The following is an 18,520-nucleotide window of genomic DNA, read 5'->3' as shown; positions in this document are numbered from 1 at the left end:
AGACCGTGATAGCGAAGCATCATACGCTGCCTTCGGCCAGCTTCCGGGCCGCCTGGACAATATCGTCGACCTGAGGCACTGTATGGTACTCCAAAGTGCGGTTGTAGGGAATTGGCATGTCCCGGCCCGCCAGCCGGATGATGGGAGCATCGAGAAAATCGAAGGCTTCACTCCCGGCGATCACCGCGGCCAATTCACCACCAAAGCCACCTGTCTTGCAGGCCTCATGCACAATCAATACGCGGCCGGTCTTGATGACCGAAGCGATGATTGGCTGCCGATCCAGAGGCTTCAATGTGCGCGGATCGACAACCTCAACCTCGATGCCCATCTCAGCCAACTGCCGGGCAGCCTCCAGGGCACGCTGTACCATGATCGCAGTCGCCACTATTGTCACATCGCGGCCTTCTCTCTTCACCTCCGATACGCTGAGCGGCAGGGTGTAGATCTCCTCCGGTACAGGCCCTCTGGACTTATAAAGCAGCTTGTTTTCGATAAACATGACCGGATTATCGTCCCGAATGGAAGCCACCAGCAGACCCTTGGCATCATATGGCGTGCTGGGCATGACTACCTTCAAACCAGGCACATGCACGAACCAGTTCTCCAGACTCTGGGAATGTTGGGCGGCTGCACCGGTGCCCGATCCCGCAGGCGTTCGCAGGACGAAGGGAACAGTGGCGTTGCCGCCGAACATGAAACGGATCTTGGCAGCCTGATTGACCAACTGCTCAGCCGCCAGGGTGGTGAAATCCATGAACATGATCTCGCCGACAGGACGCATTCCGGTCAGCGCTGCACCTGTGATCGCGCCGGCGATGCCCAGCTCGCTGATCGGCGTGTCGATGATCCGTTCCTCGCCGAACTCCTCAACCATGCCGCGGGTCACACCGAAGGCGCCGCCGTAGACACCCACATCCTCGCCGATGACGAAGACTCTTTCATCCCTGCGCATCTCCTGCTGCAGAGCTTCGCGCACCGCTTCCAGGTAGGTCAGTTCTCTAGGCATACACGCCATCCTCGATGGTCGCGAGGTCCGGTTCCGGGCTGGAGTCCGCGAATTCGACGGCTGTGTCGATCGCGCCAGAAGCTGCCTGCATGATCGCGTCGGCCCCCTGGTCGTCCAGTTCACCTGCATCGATCAACTGCTGTCGAAAGCGCGCTATCGGGTCTTTGGCCCGCCATTCCTCGATCTCCGCTTTGCTTCGATAACGATTGGCGTCGCTCTTGGAATGGCCGCGCCATCGATAGGTACTGGATTCAATCAACGATGGCCCACCCCCGTCACGAGCCCGGTCAACGGCCCGACGCACGGCTGTATAGACGGCCATCAGGTCGTTGCCATCGACCGTTTCGCCAGGCATGCCGTAGGCCGCAGCGCGATCGGATATCTTATCAATGGCAAAAGCTTTTTTGGCCGAATAGGACATGGCATACTGGTTGTTTTCGCAGACAAAGACCACCGGCAACGTCCAGATGGCGGCCATATTGAGCGCCTCGTGAAAGGGGCCGAGGTTGGCCGCACCGTCGCCGAAAAAGCTGAGGCAAATCCTGCCGGTTTTTTGCATTTTCTGGCTCAAGCCCACCCCAACGGCAATGGGGATGCCCCCGCCAACAACGCCGTTGGCGCCCAGATTGCCGCCATCGACGTCGGCGATGTGCATCGAGCCGCCGCGGCCACGGCAGTAGCCCGTTTCTTTGCCCATGAACTCCGCCATCATGAGATTCAGGTCGGCGTTTTTGGCGATACAGTGACCGTGGCCCCGGTGGGTGCTCAAAATAAAGTCATCATCCTGTAACGCGGCAACAGCGCCAACCGCCGATGCTTCCATACCGATGGAAAGATGCATGGTACCGTGGATCTTTCCCATCGTGTACAGTTGTTCAGCCATCTCTTCAAAGGCGCGAATCGTATACATCTGTCTCAAAAGATCGTGCTTTTTTTCGGCAGTTAAGGTCATACGCAAGTCCCGTCCTGAATCCGCCGCAGCTTGACCAGCGTGCTATTCTCGTCAAGCTGTACATCGTCCCAGGTGACGATCTGATCTTGAGCCACAGCGTTGAGCATGGTGGCGCCGGGTGCCAGGCCGGCCGGCAAGGCATTCAACTCGAGCGCTGCGTCAGCCCGATCCATCACGCCGCGAAACAGGTAGCCGCCGAAGTCATCCATGGTCTCGCCGGCGCTCAGATCACGCTTGGCAACGGTCATGTTTTCCGCGACAGGTTGATCCAGAGGCACCAGTGTCACCTGGCGATCCAGATATGCTCTGGCGAAAGAGATTGGTGCTTCGATGAACCAGAGATGGAAGGGGCGGAAAAAGGTCGAATATTTCCCATTGCCCACCTTAAGATACTTCAGATCATCGGCGATGCGCGCATCATCCACCCGGCAGGTCACGAAGACGCCACCCGCCATCGATTTGCCCTGCACGAAATCGACTGCGCCGGGAAAGCGTGCAATACCGCCATCCTCTTCCAGCATGAAGAGATCGGTCACCGTTTCCAGGGTGGCTTCGGGACCGATCATGCCCCGTTGCATGGGCAAACACCCGGTGGCATTGGCCGCACAGCTCATCTCAAACATGGTCTTCGTGCCATCCACGTAGGAGGCGGTCTGGTAGGCGTCCTTGTTGGCTCGACGGGCCGCCTCGGCAACCGTGTCCGGGGTAGCACTGGGGTCCAGGGGATTGTTCTTCCCCTTGCCAATCACAACGGGCTCGAAATTCAGTAAATGCACGAACTCCCAGAGTTCCATCAGGCAGCCCGGCTCGTCTCCGGAAGAGACGCTGTAGAGCACGCCTGCCTCAGCGGCCAGTTGCTTCAGTGCCCGTCCTACGGTCACATCGGCTTCGATATTGACGAGCACGACATCCTTGCCATGTTGAATCCCGGCGTAAGCCGTCTCCGCGCCGGAGGCTGGCGAGGGAGTCACATCGGTTACGATGTCTATCGCGTCTACCCTGGCGGCCAGGGTGTAGTCGCCGGTAACGACTCTTTTGCCGGCGCGGATAGCGTCCATGGCCTGTTCGGGGTTGTGGCACTCGACAACGGCATCCCCGGCGATGCCACTATTCAAAAAAGCCCGCCGCGCCGCGCCCACGTCCGCATCAGCCAGTATCGATACCTCCATACCTGGAACGTGTCTTACCTGGGCAACGAAACCACTTCCCATCCAGCCGGCGCCTGTGGCACCGATGCGGATCGGCGTACCGTCCGCCTGGCGTTGTTTCAACCATGTTGATAGCATGTACAAACCTCGATGTTATGTCATTATGACATTGTGATATCTTGACAAGATGACATCACTTTGCCGCCACAGCCTCCCGGGCCGCGACTACAATATCATCCGCGCTCATGCCATATTTGGCCAATAGCAGGTCAGGATCACCTGAGTCTGTATAGGTATCCGCCAGGCCGATGAAACGCATGGGTACCGGATGGTTTTCAGCCACGATACGGGCAATGTTGCTTCCGAAGCCGCCGTGTAATAAATGCTCTTCAGCGGTTACGATGGCACCTGTGTCCTGAGCGGCTGCGACGATGGCATCCACATCCATCGGTCGCAAGGTATGCATGTCCAGCACACGGGCCTCGATACCCTCTTCGGCAAGAACGGCAGCAGCGTCCAGTCCTGCGGCAACCATCATACCACAACCGATGATAGTAACATCGCCGCCCTCTCGAACCAGGTTGGCCTTACCAATCTCGAAGGGACAGGCATCCATGGGATAGATGTGGGGCATGGCGACCCGGCTCGAACGGAGATAGACCGGCCCATCCCACTCTGCCATGGCTTTGACTGCAGCATGCATGGAGGCGGGATCACCGGGTACGAGGATGGTGAAAGTGGGCAGGCCGCCCACCAGGGCCAGATCCTCGATGGCCATCGCCGTGGCCCCATCCTTGCCCAGTGTAATGCCGCCATGGCTGCCCACAACCTTGGCATTGACGCTGGAAATTGCGATATTCAGACGCAGTTGGTCGTAGGCATTGCAGAGCAAAAATGAGGACATGCTGGTAATAAAGGGCAAAAATCCGCAGTCGGCAAGCCCGGCGCCGATGCTTACCATGTTGCTCTCTGCCAGCCCGATGTTGTAGAACCGCTCCGGGAAAGCCTCGCGCACTGCCAGGGTTTTGGTCGTATTGGAAAGATCGCCATCCAGGACAACGATCTTCGGATTGGATTCTACCAGATCCAGCATTGCATCGCCGAAGACCTCTCGCATTCTCTTGGCAGGCTTCAATCCTGCTCGCTCGCCTAACGACATTCTAGTTCCTCCCGCGCTCCTACTGCTTCATCCTCAGTCAATGCCCGGCCATGATAGGTGAAATCTGCCTCGACAAAGGAGACTCCCTTGCCTTTAACCGTGTGAGCAATGATCACCGATGGCTTTCCCTTGACATTCCCGGCATCTCGAAAGGCCTGGCTCAGTTCATCGACATCATGTCCATCCGCCTCGATGGCATACCAGCCGAAGGAACGCCATTTGTCCGCAAACGGCTCCAGTGCCATCTCCCGGCTGATGGGGCCTGTCTCCTGGTACTTGTTGTAATCCACGATGGCCACCAGATTGTCGTTCTTGAAATGAGCAGCCGCCATGGCACCTTCCCAGATCTGGCCTTCCTCGCACTCCCCGTCGCCCAAAAGCACATAGACGCGGTACCCAAGATCGTTCATCCGTGCGCCGAGGGCGTGCCCGATGCCAACCGAGATTCCCTTGCCCAGGGAACCGCTGGTATTCTCGATTCCGGGAAGTTTGCCCTGGACCGGATGCCCTTCGACAGGGCTGCCAATCGTTCGAAGGGTCCCGAGAAGCTGTTTATCGAAATAACCAGCTTCGGCCAGAACGGTGTAAAAGAGAGGAGCGGCGTGCCCCTTGCTCAAGATGAAACGATCTCTATTGGGCCAATCGGGTTCATCCGCCCGATAACGTAGCACTCCTCCGAAATAGAGCACTGTCAAGATCTCCACCGAGGAGAAGGAACTGGATGGATGGCCCGAGCCTGCATGGGTCGTGATATCCAGCACAGTGCAGCGGAACTTGTTCGCCAGTTCATTCAGTCGCTGGCGGTCATTGACCTGCAAAGTCGAAATAGTCATAGAATTCCTCATCGATCATTGTTGCATGAAACAACTTGCCATCAAAGCCCCTGGTTCAACCTGTCGGCCAGAAACACTTCCACTTGCCTGGCCGTTGGCAGCGCCGGGATCACTCCTTGTTTGGTTGCCGTAAGTGCGCCAACCGCACTGGCATATCTCAGAATCGACTCCAGCTGATCCAACTCCAGGTGCTGCTGCCAGTCTGCGCCGGCAGTCAGCTGAACCAGCACACCGGCTATGAATGCATCGCCACAGCCAACGGCATCCACAGTATCCACCGGGAAGGCGGGGATGAACCTGCCCCCCTGAGCGGTTTGCACGTAGCTTCCACCTGGTCCCAGTGTCACCACCACCAACGAGGGGCCCCGCTCCAGGAGGGTTTTTGCCGCCTCCTGAATTGACCATCGACCATCGACCATCGACCACCGGCCGTCGGTCAGCAAGCCCAGCTCTGTCTCATTGGCTTTTAGCAGGTCCACCCGCGGTACCATCTTTGCAGCCTGGGCGACGGCCTTTTCGGGTGACTCCCACAGGCTTGGCCGGTAGTTCACATCATAGGAAACCAGGGCGCCTGCCTGGCGAGCGACCGTTACCGCCTCGTGGGTCGCTGCACGGCTTGGCTCGTGTGTCAGGCTTAGGGAGCCAAAGTGCAGGGCTTTTGCCGAGGCCAACAGGTCCCGATCCAGTTCGTCGGGCCGAAGCCGCTGATCGGCGCCCGGATTGCGGTAAAATACGAACTCCGCGCTGTTTTCGTCGGGCATGGCGATCACGGCCATGGTGGTGCGCGCTTCCTCGTCGATTCGCATTCCCCGTGTTTCGACCCCTTGCTGCCTCAGTACATCGATCAGAAAACGGCCGAAGGCGTCGTCGCCCACCTTGCCGATGAACGCCGTAGTGGCTCCCAGACGGCGAGCCGCGACAGCGACGTTGGCGGGAGCACCCCCCGGTTTCGGATGAAAGGCCGACACTTCGACCAGTCGACATCCGACCTCTGCCGGGAACATATCGATCAGCAATTCACCAAGGGTTACGATTTTCATAGTTATGTCAGCATGTCATTATGCCAGCATGTCACGATGTCATTATGTCATCTTGACATGCTGACATCTTGGTATTATCCGCCGAGCATCTGTCGCATCAATTGGGAGATCCTGATGGCATCGTAGGTGTGCATACACTCGAGCAGATCTTCGCGGGGTACCCGGTCCAGCAGCTCGTAGCCAAACTTGAGATTCTTGATGGTCTCAGAGACAACCTCAGCCGGATCCTCCCGGTAGGGGAACAGATCGAGTCCAAACCAACCGTCATAGCCCCATTCATCCAGCCAGAGCAGCGCCTCCAGCGTTTCCCAGAGATTGACGGTGCCAACGATAAGATCGTCGTCGAAGAGCTTCCAGTTGTCGTTCCAGTGGGTGTGAAAAAGCTTTCCGTAGCGGCTGCAAAGTGCGATTGATTCCGCCAGGTTTTCCTTCATCATGAAGGCATGGCCCATATCGATATTGACACCAAAGTTGGGCCGGTTGATCTCGTTCACGATCGTCATGCAATGACCGATGGTCGGCAGCAAGATTCGCGAGCGAGGTTCCCATGCCTTGTACTCGACAACGATCTTCTGATCGGGATTGTGGTCGCACCAGGCGGCCAGATTCTCAACCAGCCAATCCAGTGCGCGGCGATGATCGATCTGAAAGGGATAATCATAGCCATCCTGTGCAGGCCAATAGACCATGATATGCGCTTCCATGACCTGAGCGATATCGGTGGTTCGTTTGGCCAGATCGAGAGCATCCTGCCTGATCTGGGGATCTGAATTGGTAAACTGGCCATACTTGAACTTGGGGTCAACCCAAAGATGGGGACAGAACTGCACAATCTCCATTCCCAGGTCATTCGCCAGCATCTTCAGATCCTTGTAGCTGTCATCAGTGACCTCCGTTGGATAGTGCATTTCCAACCCGTCAATCCCGTCGATTGAAGCCGCCAGCTTAAAGCGTTGCTCGATTCCGATGTCAGGCCGGTACCCCTGCTTGACAAAACGATCACTGGTTGCTCCCAGAAACCAAATACCACACGAGACCTTGATATCCTTCATATGGTGAGTATCTCCTTGCCTGCTCCCCCGGCTCCTCATGCTTTTCTGACAGGGCATCTAGCCCAGCAGTTCGCTATACAGAGAATACCGGTCGCCGCGATAGTAGATCCGCAGAAATTCAACTGGTTGTTGCTCCAGGTCGTAGGACACACGCTCCAGAAACAGCGTTGCCGATCCCGGATTGACACCCAGGTGTTCGCTCAAAGAGTTCGACGCCGGCACAGCTCTGGTAACCTGTGTGGCACGCTCCAGCCGCACTCCGTAGAACTGTTCCAGGGTCCGGCGCAGGGAATCGCTGGCATAGTCCCGTTGCAGGATCCCCGGGCAATATCGGTGGACCAGATAGGCATCTTCCATGCTGAGAGGTTCGTCATTGGCCAGCCGCAGACGTTGAATGTGAGCCAGCTCGCTGCCGGCGGGAACCCCGAGTATCCTGGCAATGTCGTTGGGCGCCGGCAGCAAACCGGCTTCCAGTACCTGGGTCCCGGGCTCAAGGCCCCGTTGGCGCATATCCTCGGTGAAACTGACGATTCTGACCTGGCTCTGTTCAATGGTTGGCTGGGAAACAAAGGTACCCCGGCCTCTCTGGCGATAGACCAGTCCCTCGTTGACGAGCATATCAAAGACCTGCCGTACCGTTGTCCTGCTGATCTGGTACTGCTCGATCAATTGCGATTCAGGAGGAAGCATCTCGCCCGGTAACCAGTCGCCGCGCATAATGCCACCGCGCAGAATCTCATGGAGCTGATGGTAAAGAGGTAGTTTACTGTGGCGATAGATCTGGTCTTCAGTCATCGTGGAGAGATTTTCCAGGGATAGAACAAATGTCATGACATTATAACATATCGCCAGATCAATTGTCAAAAAAAATCCCCTCTCGCCCATGAGAGGGGCTGGCCGCCAATCCTACTCCAGGATTTCGGCCTCAAATCGATAGATTTCCGCGGGCTCGTCGGGCCCAATCGACGCCTTTCGTTTCGTCAGCATCACTTGATCGGAGACGGTATCGATGCCGGATATCGCCGGCAGCAGCAGCGCACGGCGATATCCGGCTTCCACCAGGATTCCGTAACGAGCTGGATCCAGTTCTTCCAGGTTCTCCACCAGAACGCGAGGACCCAGGAGATAGACGGTGATCTCAATTGCGTCAACCTCCTCCAGACACACGCTTGTCACTCGTGGATCGTCAGCAGCGGCATAGACCGCCTGTCGCACAACCTCGGCAAACAGGGTATCCTCCACCGGGCGAAGGCTTCCCCGACAACCGCGCAGGGCACCCTGTTCTTCTCCAGGCTGCGCCGTATCATGCAACGATACAAACAGTGCTCCAGCCGGACCATTGCCTGGCCTGTCGCCCACAGCGAGATGCTTCCCGGTTTCGAGGTAATAGCGGATCGCGTCGCGCGCCAGGTTCACGAGAGTATGTGACATCGGGCTATCTTGCCTGTTCAAACTCTGTTTTTTTCGTTTTTCGCGTCAGCGCAATTCGAGATAGAGATCGTCCAGTCGCGAAAAATAAGCCTCCGGCCGATTTTGCAGCTTCATTGTACCGTCTTATGCTGCCAACGTCAACAGCCTATGAGGAGGAAGTAAACAAGTAGGCAAGTAGATGAGTAGACAAGTCAACATGATCGTTGGCACACCAGCAACGATGAAAATGCAGACTGGCACGGCCGGACCCACCCCCCGGCCCGGGGAGGGGTCGTGAGGCATAGTCGACGCCAGGTCAAAGCGCTCAATCTGGGGCAGTGTCCTGGCCATCTTATGGCACTTGATCATCAACCGCCGCGCCAATTGCCAACACTTCCAATCCTCAAAGCCTCTTTCAACCCGCTGGCCGCCCTCGGACTGCTTCCTCACAGATCACCTGCCACCTTGCCCGCCATGCCTTCCTGTTCCCTTCTTCCCTTCTTCCCTTCTTCCCTGTTTCCTTGTTTCCTTGTTTCCCTGTGTACTTGTTTCCTTGTTTCCTTGTTTCCCTGTTTCCTTGTTTCCCTGTGTACTTGTGTACTTGTTTCCCTGTTTCCTTGTTTCCCTGTTTCCTTGTTTCCCTGTTTCCCTGTTTCCCTGTTTCCTTGTCTACCTGGTCCTTGTCTACCTGCCCCTCCGCCACTAACAATTAGCCAGATTCTTCCCCGGCCTCAGTGATGGTTGTCTGCTCAGGTCGCTCTGAAAGTGCCTGTGCCGGCTCAAGTGGGACGATCAGCGCCATCGCCAGGTAAAGAATCAAGATGGTCCCGAAGGACATTAATCCCAGAGCAGCGACAATCACGCGGATCAACACGGGATCCACGTTGAAGTAGTCTCCGAAACCACCACATACGCCGGACACGACCCGGTTCGTCCGGGACCGATAAAGTCGTTTCTGCATCAAATAACCTCCTGCTGACCAGGTGATCAGCAACTCCATTTGTAATCGACTGTGGCAGATCCACCGCCGAAGGTTGGCAAACGAAAATAATCGTTCAATCTCTACTTCATAATACGTTTCCAGCCCAAGAAAGTCGCGGGCTGGAAGATGTTGTTCTCGCACCAACGGATCAAACAGGGTACCACGCGCTTTTTTGACAGAGTCCACCGATTCGTGGATACTGAAATTTCGGTCTGGTTTCCCGTTGCAGAACGCAACTTACAGCCATCAACCGTGTTCTAACATTTAGCGGGCAAATCCTGTTGGCAGTATTGACGCGACTCATGAGTGTACGAAGCAGTCGATGCCGGGGCAGCTTTCAACGCTTGCGAGAGCCGTTCTGAAAATCGGGGCTGTTTTGGACGCCCTGGCCGGACTTGGCACGCTGGCACTGAGGGTTTACGAAATCGAATCATGAAAATCGTTCTCGACGCCATGGGCGGAGATCATGCACCGGACGTTACAGTTGAAGGTGCTGTCATAGCTGCCAGAGAATTTGATATCACAGTTGTGCTGGTAGGCGAAGAAGAGGTCATTCGACAGCAGCTTTCCGGGCATGACACCAGCGGCCTCGACCTGCCTGTCGTTCACGCCGGTCAAACGATCGATATGGATGACAAACCGAGCAAGGTCCTGCGGAGCAAGCCTGAGTCGTCGATGCACGTTGGCATGGATCTCGTCTCATCGGGTGAAGCGGATGCGTTCGTAACCTGTGGCAACACTGGCGCCTGTCTGGCAATTGCTCTGATCAAGCTCGGTCGCATCAAGATCGACGGAAGACGAAGAATCCACCGGCCCGCACTGGCCACAATCTTCCCTACCAGGACAGGAAAGTGCTTCCTGCTTGATATCGGCGCCAACACCGACTGGCGACCGGAATATCTCCAGCAATTTGCCGTAATGGGCGATATTTACGCCGAAAACGTACTGGCGATACCGGAGCCCAGAGTTGGTCTCGTCTCCATTGGCGAGGAAGAAGGTAAAGGTAATAGGCCGGTGATCGAGGCCTTCGATTTGATCAAGGCCACACCAGGACTGAACTTCATCGGCAATGTGGAAGGCAAGGATATTACCGAGGGCGTGGCCGATGTCGTCGTCACCGATGGCTTCACGGGAAACGTCATCATCAAGCTGGCCGAGGGTGTTGCTTCGCTGATTGTGGACACCCTCAAAGAGGAAATCACAAGTCGATCACTTTCGAAAGTCGGCGCCCTCTTAATGCGGCCCTCGCTGCAAGCAGTGGGAGCAAAACTGGATTACGCTGAAATCGGTGGTGGTGTGCTGCTCGGTCTCAACAATATCTGTATCATCGGTCATGGCCGGTCCAATGCCAGGGCGGTGCGCAGTGCGATCAAGGTTGCGCGCGACGCGGTCCAGGCGGAGGTCGTTGCCAAGATTAGAGAAGGCCTGGAAACACAACCGGAGTCGAAATAATCTGAATAGTAGCCATTGTTATTACACTGCAAGCTGTTGGTTCAAAGAAAAGGACATTCATGACTAGCGTACGCGATGTATTGAAGAGATTGCCAGAGAACGTTCGGCAGGCACTGGCAAATGAACTGCTGTCGATGAACGGCACCGTGCCCGACGAGGCGCCGCCTCCAAGCGATGAGGCAATCATGGCTGCCCTTGGTGCATTGGCAGCCGAAGAACAGCAAACTCGTCGACGGGTGGTCGTTACCGGTATGGGCGCCGTTACTCCAGTAGGCAACACTGCTCAGGAGACGTGGGAAGCCCTGATCGAGGGAAAATCGGGCATCGGGCCTGTGACCCAATTCGACGTCAGCCCGTACGCAAGTCGTATTGGTGCGGAGATCAAGGAATTCGACCCGTCAATCCGCATTCCCCACAAGGAAGCGCGGCGGATGGCCCGCTGTTCTCAGGTCTCCGTTGTCGCGGCCTATGAAGCTTTGGAAGATGCGGGCCTCAAACCGGATGATATTGATGGCGATCGAGCCGGCGTCACCATGGGAACGGGCGTAGGTGGCATGGACATATTCGTTGCCGCGATCAAACGCTCGGCAGGGAAAAAGAAATTACGTGGCCGCCCCATGGAAACCATCAATGGGCTTCCCAACATTGCTTCTTTCCACATCAGCAACGCCTTTGGGTTTAGAGGACCACTGAACACCGTTGTGACGGCCTGCGCTGCAGGCACCCAGTCTATCGGCATTGCATTGGAGGAAATCCGCAGGGGCACGGCCGACATCATGTTGGCTGGCGGTGTCGAGGCTATGGTTAGTGATGTCTTCTACGGCGGGTTTGAGGCCTTGCGGGCTACGACCACCCGCAACGATGAACCGACCCGTGCCAGCCGGCCCTTTGACGCCGAGCGTGACGGTTTCGTCATCGGTGAGGGTACGGCTATCCTCGTTCTCGAAAGCCTGGAAAACGCACTGGCACGCGGTGCCCGTATCTACGCAGAGGTGTTGGGATGGGGTCAGTCAGCAGATTCCTATCATGCCGCTCAGCCCGATCCAACAGGGAGCGGTGGCGCCCTGGCAATGCGGGGAGCCCTTAGCGATGCAGGCCTCTCGATCGACGACATCAGTTATATCAATGCCCATGCCGCCGGCACCCCCCTCGGCGATGCCCACGAAACGCTGGTAATCAAGGAGGTCTTCGGTGAGCAGGCCTACGATATCCCGGTCAGTTCCACCAAGTCAATGATCGGTCACTGCTTCGGGGGCGCAGGCGCGATCGAAGCCATGGCCTGCATCTTCTCGGTTTTCCATGACGTCGTTCACCCGACAGTCAACTACGAGAATCCCGATCCTGAATGCGATCTTGACTATGTGCCCGCGGTTGCCCGCAAGACAGAGATCAAGGCGGCTCTTTCCAACAGCTTTGGGCTCGGCGGACAGAATGCCTGTCTGATCGTCGGCAAGTATCTGCCATAAGCGCAGCATCTACACATCTGTAGAAACCATCTTACTCACACACTCAGGAAACACTATGCGCGCCCTCGTCAACGAACAACACGTACAACGCCGCGCCAAGATCGGTCAGATTGCCAGTTGGGCCGGTCTTGGCGTCCTTGCCATCGGAATGGTAATCTCGTTTCGAACGGAACCCACTGACCCCAACTACCTATTCTGGATGATGGGTTCCATCGGATGCCTTCTGATCGGGTTTATCGCGGCCAATGTTGGTAGCTACAACGTTCGCCGTTTTGGCCGCAGTCCTCGCCCTGATGAAATCCTTGCAAAGGAACTCAAGGGGTTCGACGACCGCTATATGCTTTACAGCTGGATGTTACCCGCTTCCTATGTGTTCGCCGGCCCAAGCGGACTCTATACCTTTGCTGTGCGGGACCAGGGCGGCGAGATCAGTAATACAGGTAGTCGCTGGAAGCAACCCTTCTCTATTAGTCGTTTTTTGACTGCTTTTGGCAGGGAAGGCCTGGGCAATCCCACCGTCGAGGCCCAGGAAGAAGCACGCAAGATGCAGGATTACCTGGAAACCCATATGCCCGACCTGGACGAAGAAGTTCAACCGGTTGCCCTCTTCATCAATCCAAAAGTCAATCTGGATCTGAACAATCCCGATATTCCCGTGGTTGTGCCCAAGGGTCTCAAGGCACTGATGCGACAGCGTGCCAAAGTCAAGCGCATCGACAAAGCCACTCTCGACGAACTCGAGAAACTGTTTACATCCACGCCAAAATAGGACCACCCATTTGAAACCATACGCTCAAGCCGCCGCGTTTTCGGCGGCTTTTTTCAATTCCACACCTTGACAAGCCCTCTTGCTTCTGGCATCATAGCCTGGCAACAGGACACCAGACGCGCGGCAAAGGGCCATGAGACGATTTGCCAGAGACCATGCGAAACAACAGCCAGACTGGCGGCGGAAAATATATGCAGGTAGCATGGAGAAAGAGACGGTGAATCCCGGCCGATTGACAGCAGTTGTTCGATCCAAGGCTTTCGAACTGGGATTCGAGGTTGTCGCCGTGGCACCGGTCGGCCCAAGTCCCGATTTCGACCTATTTATGCGATGGATCGAGGATGGACACGCCGCAGAAATGAGCTATTTGCCTGGGCGGGCTGCTGAAAGAGCCGATCCCAGGCACTTGCTGCCGGAGGCGCGCTCCATCGTGGTGCTCGGCGCCAACTACTTTTCGGGCAACCTGCCTTCGGAACTGCGCAATGATCGGTCGCGAGGACTGATCGCCAGCTACGCATGGTCGGCCGATTACCATGACACTCTCAAGCGCCGGTTGTTTGATCTGGATACCGCCCTGAGAGAAGCTTCCGGTCGCACAGACATGGGACGGGCCTGCGTCGACACAAGCCCCATCCTCGAGCGCAGTTGGGCATCCCGCGCTGGCCTGGGTTTTGGCGGGAAAAACACCTGTCTGATCGTACCTGGTGCAGGATCCTGGTTTTTCCTGGCTGAACTCCTGGTTCCCGAAAAACTGGCCTACGGCTCCTGGACTGCTTCAGAACCCGTCCCGGTCTCGCATTCACATGAGGGCACCTGTGGTCAATGCACCCGGTGCCTGAACATCTGTCCCACCGGGGCATTCCCAGAGCCCTTCATCCTGGACTCACGACGCTGCATCAGTTATCTGACGATCGAGAATCGCGAAGCAATCCCTTTGGAACTTCGGCCTCTGCTCGCCAACTGGGTCTTCGGTTGTGACCTGTGCCAGACAATCTGCCCATGGAACCGGCGTTACGCCACTCGAAGGCAACTCCCGCGAACAGGAGAGTTGGCAGAGGTCGCTGCACCCAAACTTCTGGACCTGCTGGCGTTGGACGAGAAGGGTTTTCGGCAACGTTTTCGCAAATCGCCGATCAAACGAGCCAAACGCCGCGGGCTACTGCGCAACGTCTGCGTAGCCCTGGGAAACTGGGCTGACCCAGCGGCCATCCCGGGCCTTTCACAGGCTATGGAGGATAGCGAATCGTTGATCCGCAGCCACGCTGCCTGGGCGCTGGGAAAGATCGGCACTGCCCATGCCCGCCTGTTGCTACAGTCTTGTCTGGAAAAGGAACATGACCCCGAGGTCTTGCTGGAAATCACCGCAGCGCTGGCCATGAAATGAGAACTGCTGCGGCGACACCATTCTTGTAATGAAACGGTTGTGATCACGCCCGGTTGACGGCACCTGCGTGCGTACCATCGCGACGGACGACGATGCGGCCCAATGTCATCACGCGGCACAACAAAGGAGAAGTCACCTATGACCCGAGTCCACCGCCTGGCACTGATCGGTTTTGGAACCGTCGGTCAGGGATTCGCTGAAATCCTGCTGGATAAGGAAGACGAGTTGATTGAGCGTTTCGGGACGGCATTCCAGATTGTTGCCATCAGCGATCTGGTTAAAGGCAACCTCTACCAACCAACCGGCCTCGATCTCGCCACCCTGTTGAACACAGTGCGTCGCACCGGAAAACTGGATTCTTATCCGGATAGCCCAACACTGCGTCGTGATTGGGACAGCATAACAACGATTTGGAACAGCAATGCGGACACCATGATTGAAGTCAGTTGGACCGATGTACAGACCGGTGAGCCGGCTATCAGTCACGTCAGGGCAGCCTTCGAAAGTGGAAAGAACGCCCTACTCACCAACAAGGGTCCCGTCGCGCTTGCCTATCGGGAACTGGCGGAACTGGCCCGGGACAATCAGGTTCAGTTCCGCTTTGAAGGAACCGTCATGAGCGGCACACCCGCCATTCGTATGGCTGAAACAACGCTGGCCGGATGCGAAATCAACCAGATTCGAGGTATCCTCAACGGCACTACCAACTTCATCCTGAGCCAGATGGAAGAGGGGCAGAGCTATGATGCCGCACTGGCCGAGGCCCAACGTCTTGGCTACGCAGAGGCGGATCCCACAGCCGACGTGGAGGGTTGGGACGCGGCTGGAAAGGCCGTCATCCTGGCGAACGTCCTGATGAACGGCAAATTAACCCTGTCGGATGTGGATCGTACCGGTATCACCGAGATCGATGCCAGAGACATCCAGGCCGCGCAAAACGCCAGTGAGCGCTGGAAGCTCATCGCCCGCGTCTGGCAGGAGGATGGCGTTACCAGGGCCAGCATCAAACCCACGCGTGTTTCCCTGAGCCATCCATTGGCCGGGGTCGGTGGTGCCAGCAACGCGCTAACCTTCACCACGGATCTATTGGGAGACGTCACGCTGGTGGGTCCTGGCGCGGGCAAACGCGAGACTGGCTACGCGGTCCTGGGAGACCTGTTGGATATAGCAGGAACATAAGGAAACAATTATGCCTCACAAGTTCAAGACCATCATCGAACCCTTTAAGATCAAGACCGTTGAACCGATACAGTTTACGACCTACGCGCACCGGCAGCAGGTACTGGTGGAAGCGGGGTACAACCTCTTTCTGTTGAAGTCTGATGATGTTCTTATCGATCTGCTGACGGACAGCGGCACGGGAGCCATGTCCTCCAACCAGTGGGCTGGCATGATGCGGGGAGACGAGAGTTACGCCGGCGCCCGATCCTTTTATCGCTTCGAAGAGGCAGTACAGGAGATTACCGGCTATACGCATGTCATACCAACCCATCAGGGCCGCGCGGCGGAACGTATCCTGTTCGGTGCACTTTGCCAGGCAGGTGATGTGGTGCCAAACAACAACCACTTCGACACGACGCGGGCGAACGTGGAGTTTCGCGGCGCGGAAGCGCGCGATCTGGTGGTTTCCGAGGGACTCGAGCCAGCCCTGGTCCATCCTTTCAAGGGTAATATCGACACAGAAGCGCTGGAACGTACCATCCGGGAGGTTGGCGTCGAAAAGATACCGGTGGTCATGCTGACTGTGACCAACAACGCAGGGGGCGGTCAACCGGTCAGCATGGCGAACATCCGTGCAGCCAGTGAGATCTGTCGCGAAAACGGTCTCTTGTTTTTCCTGGATGCATGTCGGTTTGCCGAAAACGCCTGGTTCATCAAACAGCGGGAGAAGGGATACGCCCACAAAACACCGCTCGAGATCGCCCGGGAGATGTTTGGTTACGCCGATGGATGCACCATGAGCGCAAAAAAGGATGGACTGGCAAACATCGGTGGTTTTCTGGCCCTCAACGATCCTCCCTACCAACGGCAGCCGTATCTCGACCTGCCCCAGCGCTGCAAGAATCAATTGATCCTGACCGAGGGCTTTCCCACTTACGGCGGGCTGGCCGGCTACGACCTGGAGGCCATCGCAGTGGGGTTGCGGGAAGTGCTGCAAGAGGACTATCTGCGCTACCGCATTCGATCGAGCGCATATCTCGGTGAGAAGCTGAGCGAGTCGGGCGTGCCGATTGTGCAGCCGCCGGGGGGACATGCCATCTACATCGATAGCCGTGCCATGCTACCCCACATCCCCGCCCATCAGTATCCCGGACAAGCCCTGGCGGCTACCATGTATTTGGAAGCAGGCATCCGACCGGTTGAGATTGGCCAGGTCGTCTTCGGCCGCCCAACCGATGACGGTGGCCCGGAGCAGCCGTCCCCCCTGGACCTGGTGAGGTTGACGATTCCCAGACGGGTCTACACTCAGAGCCATGTGGACTATGTTGCCGAAGCGATGGCCTACATCAGCCAGCGCAGGGATGCTATTGAGGGCCTGCGTATCACCTGGCAGGCACCGGTGCTACGGCATTTCACGGCCCGTTTTGAGCCAGTGGCTTGACGGCCTGTGCCTCCAGCGCCTTGATATCCAGCGGCAGAGGCTTTCTTTCATCCCGAATGAGAGTGGGAAGATCCAGATCACAGGCTACCTGGCAGACCCCGCAACCCATGCAGAGGGTTGTATCGACTACCGCGGTGCCGTTGACATGAATTGCACCAAAGGGGCAGGCTTCCTCACACTCGCCGCAGGCGATACACTCGTCGGCGTCGATCTCGGCGATGTAGCCCGATGAGGAAATCATGGGAATCCCGCCCCGCATCATGACCTCGACGGCACCACAGCAACATTGGCAGCAGTTACAGATCGCGTAGAACCGGCCTTCCATGGCATCCTTGAAGTAGGCCGTGTGCATGTGTCCCCGCTCGTGCTCGGCTTCCAGGATCGCCAGGGCCTCGTTCTGTGTGATGCGACGGGCACTCCTGGGGTTGTGCTCAACGATAAAGTCCACAAAGGGCTGCCCGACGATCATGCAGACATCGAGGGGTAGACAGGGATTCTCCCTGGTCTGCCGGCAAGGGCAGTTGTATATGGCTATGTCCTTGGGGTTGCGGACGACGATGTCCCGCGCCGTGGGATAGGGGATGACTTGCTCCTGGTCGGGCAGATCAAGGTCGTGATCCAGGACGAGGAACTGCCGGGCCAGGTCATGGGTCAATACCTTGCCGTGATAAGAGTCAGCGCTCCAGTGCTGAAAGACACGCCGGTGGGTTTTGACCTGGCCCAATCCGATGCCAATGTACTGATTGCTCCAACGAACATAGACGTAGCCATGCAACGCCTCCAGCCAGCGCGACATCCCGGCGCTTCGAAAATATCCTATTGTCGATCGCCGTACCGGCCGCCAGCGCTCGCCAAAGAGCCAGAGTATGCCAACGGAAGTTACGATGCCGAAAACGAGAGTTGCTACTGCCGTAAAAGTGAAACGAAGAACCCGGACCATGGTGTCACCTCCAACCTGTCGTCATTGTAACTGGAGTTACGCAGTTCGCACGCAGCGCCTGCGGCCCTGCGCAGGTGTACTGAGTGCGATCGAAGTGTGCGAACGGGTCAAATGCCGCCCTTCGAAGTCCTCCCGGACCGCCGACCTCACGGTCCGCCTGCTGGCGTAGCTCACGCACCGCCTGCTGGCGTGCTGGCGAGGCTCAGGATGTCATTTGACCCGTAACTTGGCCATGTGCGTAACATGAGATTATTATGGATGCATTGGCAACCTGGGTAACTGTTTTGACGCCCTTTCCCAACTACTTCGATAATACAAGCTC

General features: G+C 56.9%; 17 protein-coding genes. 6 read left to right on the top strand and 11 right to left on the bottom strand.

Annotated features, from left to right (window positions below; translation table 11 throughout):
- Positions 1–19: 19 nt before the first annotated feature.
- The 10 genes from U9R25_03670 to U9R25_03625 all read right to left on the bottom strand — a co-directional run bounded on the left by U9R25_03670 (position 20) and on the right by U9R25_03625 (position 9,564).
- On the bottom strand, positions 20–1,009 hold the full coding sequence (locus U9R25_03670; protein ID MEA3334981.1) for an alpha-ketoacid dehydrogenase subunit beta: 990 nt from the start codon (positions 1,007–1,009) through the stop codon (positions 20–22).
- Complete coding sequence (locus U9R25_03665; GenBank protein ID MEA3334980.1) at positions 1,002–1,961, bottom strand: thiamine pyrophosphate-dependent dehydrogenase E1 component subunit alpha; 960 nt, start codon at positions 1,959–1,961, stop codon at positions 1,002–1,004. Before U9R25_03665 ends, U9R25_03670 begins: the two co-directional genes overlap by 8 nt.
- Positions 1,958–3,247 carry an NAD(P)-dependent oxidoreductase gene (locus U9R25_03660; GenBank protein MEA3334979.1) on the bottom strand — a complete coding sequence of 430 codons (1,290 nt, stop codon included), beginning with the start codon at positions 3,245–3,247 and terminating at the stop codon, positions 1,958–1,960. Before U9R25_03660 ends, U9R25_03665 begins: the two co-directional genes overlap by 4 nt.
- A gap of 55 nt (positions 3,248–3,302) precedes the next feature.
- Positions 3,303–4,268 carry a transketolase C-terminal domain-containing protein gene (locus tag U9R25_03655; protein MEA3334978.1) on the bottom strand — a complete coding sequence of 322 codons (966 nt, stop codon included), beginning with the start codon at positions 4,266–4,268 and terminating at the stop codon, positions 3,303–3,305.
- Positions 4,259–5,101: a transketolase gene (locus U9R25_03650; GenBank protein ID MEA3334977.1), complete on the bottom strand. Its 843-nt coding sequence runs from the start codon at positions 5,099–5,101 to the stop codon at positions 4,259–4,261. The genes U9R25_03655 and U9R25_03650 overlap by 10 nt, the downstream gene beginning before the upstream one ends.
- 41 nt (positions 5,102–5,142) lie before the next feature.
- On the bottom strand, positions 5,143–6,141 hold the full coding sequence (locus U9R25_03645; GenBank protein ID MEA3334976.1) for a carbohydrate kinase: 999 nt from the start codon (positions 6,139–6,141) through the stop codon (positions 5,143–5,145).
- A 74-nt stretch (positions 6,142–6,215) separates the two neighbouring features.
- Positions 6,216–7,193, bottom strand: a complete 978-nt coding sequence (locus tag U9R25_03640; GenBank protein MEA3334975.1) for a sugar phosphate isomerase/epimerase family protein — start codon at positions 7,191–7,193, stop codon at positions 6,216–6,218.
- Positions 7,194–7,250: 57 nt separating this feature from the next.
- On the bottom strand, positions 7,251–7,988 hold the full coding sequence (locus U9R25_03635; protein MEA3334974.1) for a GntR family transcriptional regulator: 738 nt from the start codon (positions 7,986–7,988) through the stop codon (positions 7,251–7,253).
- Positions 7,989–8,099: 111 nt separating this feature from the next.
- Positions 8,100–8,624, bottom strand: coding sequence for an AMMECR1 domain-containing protein (locus U9R25_03630; GenBank protein ID MEA3334973.1), 525 nt, complete (start codon positions 8,622–8,624; stop codon positions 8,100–8,102).
- A 688-nt stretch (positions 8,625–9,312) separates the two neighbouring features.
- Positions 9,313–9,564: a PspC domain-containing protein gene (locus U9R25_03625; protein ID MEA3334972.1), complete on the bottom strand. Its 252-nt coding sequence runs from the start codon at positions 9,562–9,564 to the stop codon at positions 9,313–9,315.
- A gap of 453 nt (positions 9,565–10,017) precedes the next feature.
- On the opposite strand from U9R25_03625, the gene plsX reads away from it, so the two are divergent.
- The 6 genes from plsX (at position 10,018) to U9R25_03595 (ending at position 17,258) form a co-directional block, all read left to right on the top strand.
- Positions 10,018–11,037 carry a phosphate acyltransferase PlsX gene (plsX, locus tag U9R25_03620; GenBank protein ID MEA3334971.1) on the top strand — a complete coding sequence of 340 codons (1,020 nt, stop codon included), beginning with the start codon at positions 10,018–10,020 and terminating at the stop codon, positions 11,035–11,037.
- A 59-nt stretch (positions 11,038–11,096) separates the two neighbouring features.
- Positions 11,097–12,503 (top strand): beta-ketoacyl-ACP synthase II, encoded by a 1,407-nt coding sequence (gene fabF / locus U9R25_03615; protein MEA3334970.1) that lies wholly within the window; start codon positions 11,097–11,099, stop codon positions 12,501–12,503.
- Positions 12,504–12,558: 55 nt separating this feature from the next.
- Complete coding sequence (locus U9R25_03610; GenBank protein MEA3334969.1) at positions 12,559–13,272, top strand: hypothetical protein; 714 nt, start codon at positions 12,559–12,561, stop codon at positions 13,270–13,272.
- A 202-nt stretch (positions 13,273–13,474) separates the two neighbouring features.
- Complete coding sequence (gene queG / locus U9R25_03605; protein MEA3334968.1) at positions 13,475–14,656, top strand: tRNA epoxyqueuosine(34) reductase QueG; 1,182 nt, start codon at positions 13,475–13,477, stop codon at positions 14,654–14,656.
- A gap of 138 nt (positions 14,657–14,794) precedes the next feature.
- Positions 14,795–15,835, top strand: a complete 1,041-nt coding sequence (locus U9R25_03600; protein ID MEA3334967.1) for a homoserine dehydrogenase — start codon at positions 14,795–14,797, stop codon at positions 15,833–15,835.
- Between the two features lie 10 nt (positions 15,836–15,845).
- Complete coding sequence (locus U9R25_03595) at positions 15,846–17,258, top strand: tryptophanase (GenBank protein MEA3334966.1); 1,413 nt, start codon at positions 15,846–15,848, stop codon at positions 17,256–17,258.
- On the opposite strand, the gene U9R25_03590 is transcribed toward U9R25_03595, so the two are convergent.
- The gene (locus U9R25_03590; GenBank protein ID MEA3334965.1) at positions 17,230–18,198 is read right to left on the bottom strand and encodes a 4Fe-4S binding protein; all 969 of its coding nucleotides are present in this window, start codon (positions 18,196–18,198) and stop codon (positions 17,230–17,232) included. The two genes, U9R25_03595 and U9R25_03590, sit on opposite strands and share 29 nt — an antisense overlap.
- Positions 18,199–18,520: the final 322 nt, after the last annotated feature.

It is taken from the genome of Chloroflexota bacterium, from assembly GCA_034717495.1.
Classification (GTDB): Bacteria; Chloroflexota; Anaerolineae; order JAAEKA01; family JAAEKA01; genus JAYELL01.
The sequence above is the reverse complement of the archived record's forward strand: the minus strand, read 5'-3'. Positions and strand labels throughout refer to the sequence as shown.

Bases quoted from the DNA above. Each gene is read 5' to 3' on its own strand.
- fabF (MEA3334970.1), top strand. From the start codon at position 11,097: ATGACTAGCGTACGCGATGTATTGAAGAGATTGCCAGAGAACGTTCGG.
- U9R25_03655 (MEA3334978.1), bottom strand. From the start codon at position 4,268: ATGTCGTTAGGCGAGCGAGCAGGATTGAAGCCTGCCAAGAGAATGCGA.
- queG (MEA3334968.1), top strand. From the start codon at position 13,475: ATGGAGAAAGAGACGGTGAATCCCGGCCGATTGACAGCAGTTGTTCGA.
- U9R25_03635 (MEA3334974.1), bottom strand. From the start codon at position 7,988: ATGACTGAAGACCAGATCTATCGCCACAGTAAACTACCTCTTTACCAT.
- U9R25_03650 (MEA3334977.1), bottom strand. From the start codon at position 5,101: ATGACTATTTCGACTTTGCAGGTCAATGACCGCCAGCGACTGAATGAA.
- U9R25_03665 (MEA3334980.1), bottom strand. From the start codon at position 1,961: ATGACCTTAACTGCCGAAAAAAAGCACGATCTTTTGAGACAGATGTAT.
- U9R25_03645 (MEA3334976.1), bottom strand. From the start codon at position 6,141: ATGAAAATCGTAACCCTTGGTGAATTGCTGATCGATATGTTCCCGGCA.
- plsX (MEA3334971.1), top strand. From the start codon at position 10,018: ATGAAAATCGTTCTCGACGCCATGGGCGGAGATCATGCACCGGACGTT.
- U9R25_03640 (MEA3334975.1), bottom strand. From the start codon at position 7,193: ATGAAGGATATCAAGGTCTCGTGTGGTATTTGGTTTCTGGGAGCAACC.
- U9R25_03590 (MEA3334965.1), bottom strand. From the start codon at position 18,198: ATGGTCCGGGTTCTTCGTTTCACTTTTACGGCAGTAGCAACTCTCGTT.
- U9R25_03600 (MEA3334967.1), top strand. From the start codon at position 14,795: ATGACCCGAGTCCACCGCCTGGCACTGATCGGTTTTGGAACCGTCGGT.
- U9R25_03610 (MEA3334969.1), top strand. From the start codon at position 12,559: ATGCGCGCCCTCGTCAACGAACAACACGTACAACGCCGCGCCAAGATC.
- U9R25_03595 (MEA3334966.1), top strand. From the start codon at position 15,846: ATGCCTCACAAGTTCAAGACCATCATCGAACCCTTTAAGATCAAGACC.
- U9R25_03625 (MEA3334972.1), bottom strand. From the start codon at position 9,564: ATGCAGAAACGACTTTATCGGTCCCGGACGAACCGGGTCGTGTCCGGC.
- U9R25_03630 (MEA3334973.1), bottom strand. From the start codon at position 8,624: ATGTCACATACTCTCGTGAACCTGGCGCGCGACGCGATCCGCTATTAC.
- U9R25_03670 (MEA3334981.1), bottom strand. From the start codon at position 1,009: ATGCCTAGAGAACTGACCTACCTGGAAGCGGTGCGCGAAGCTCTGCAG.
- U9R25_03660 (MEA3334979.1), bottom strand. From the start codon at position 3,247: ATGCTATCAACATGGTTGAAACAACGCCAGGCGGACGGTACGCCGATC.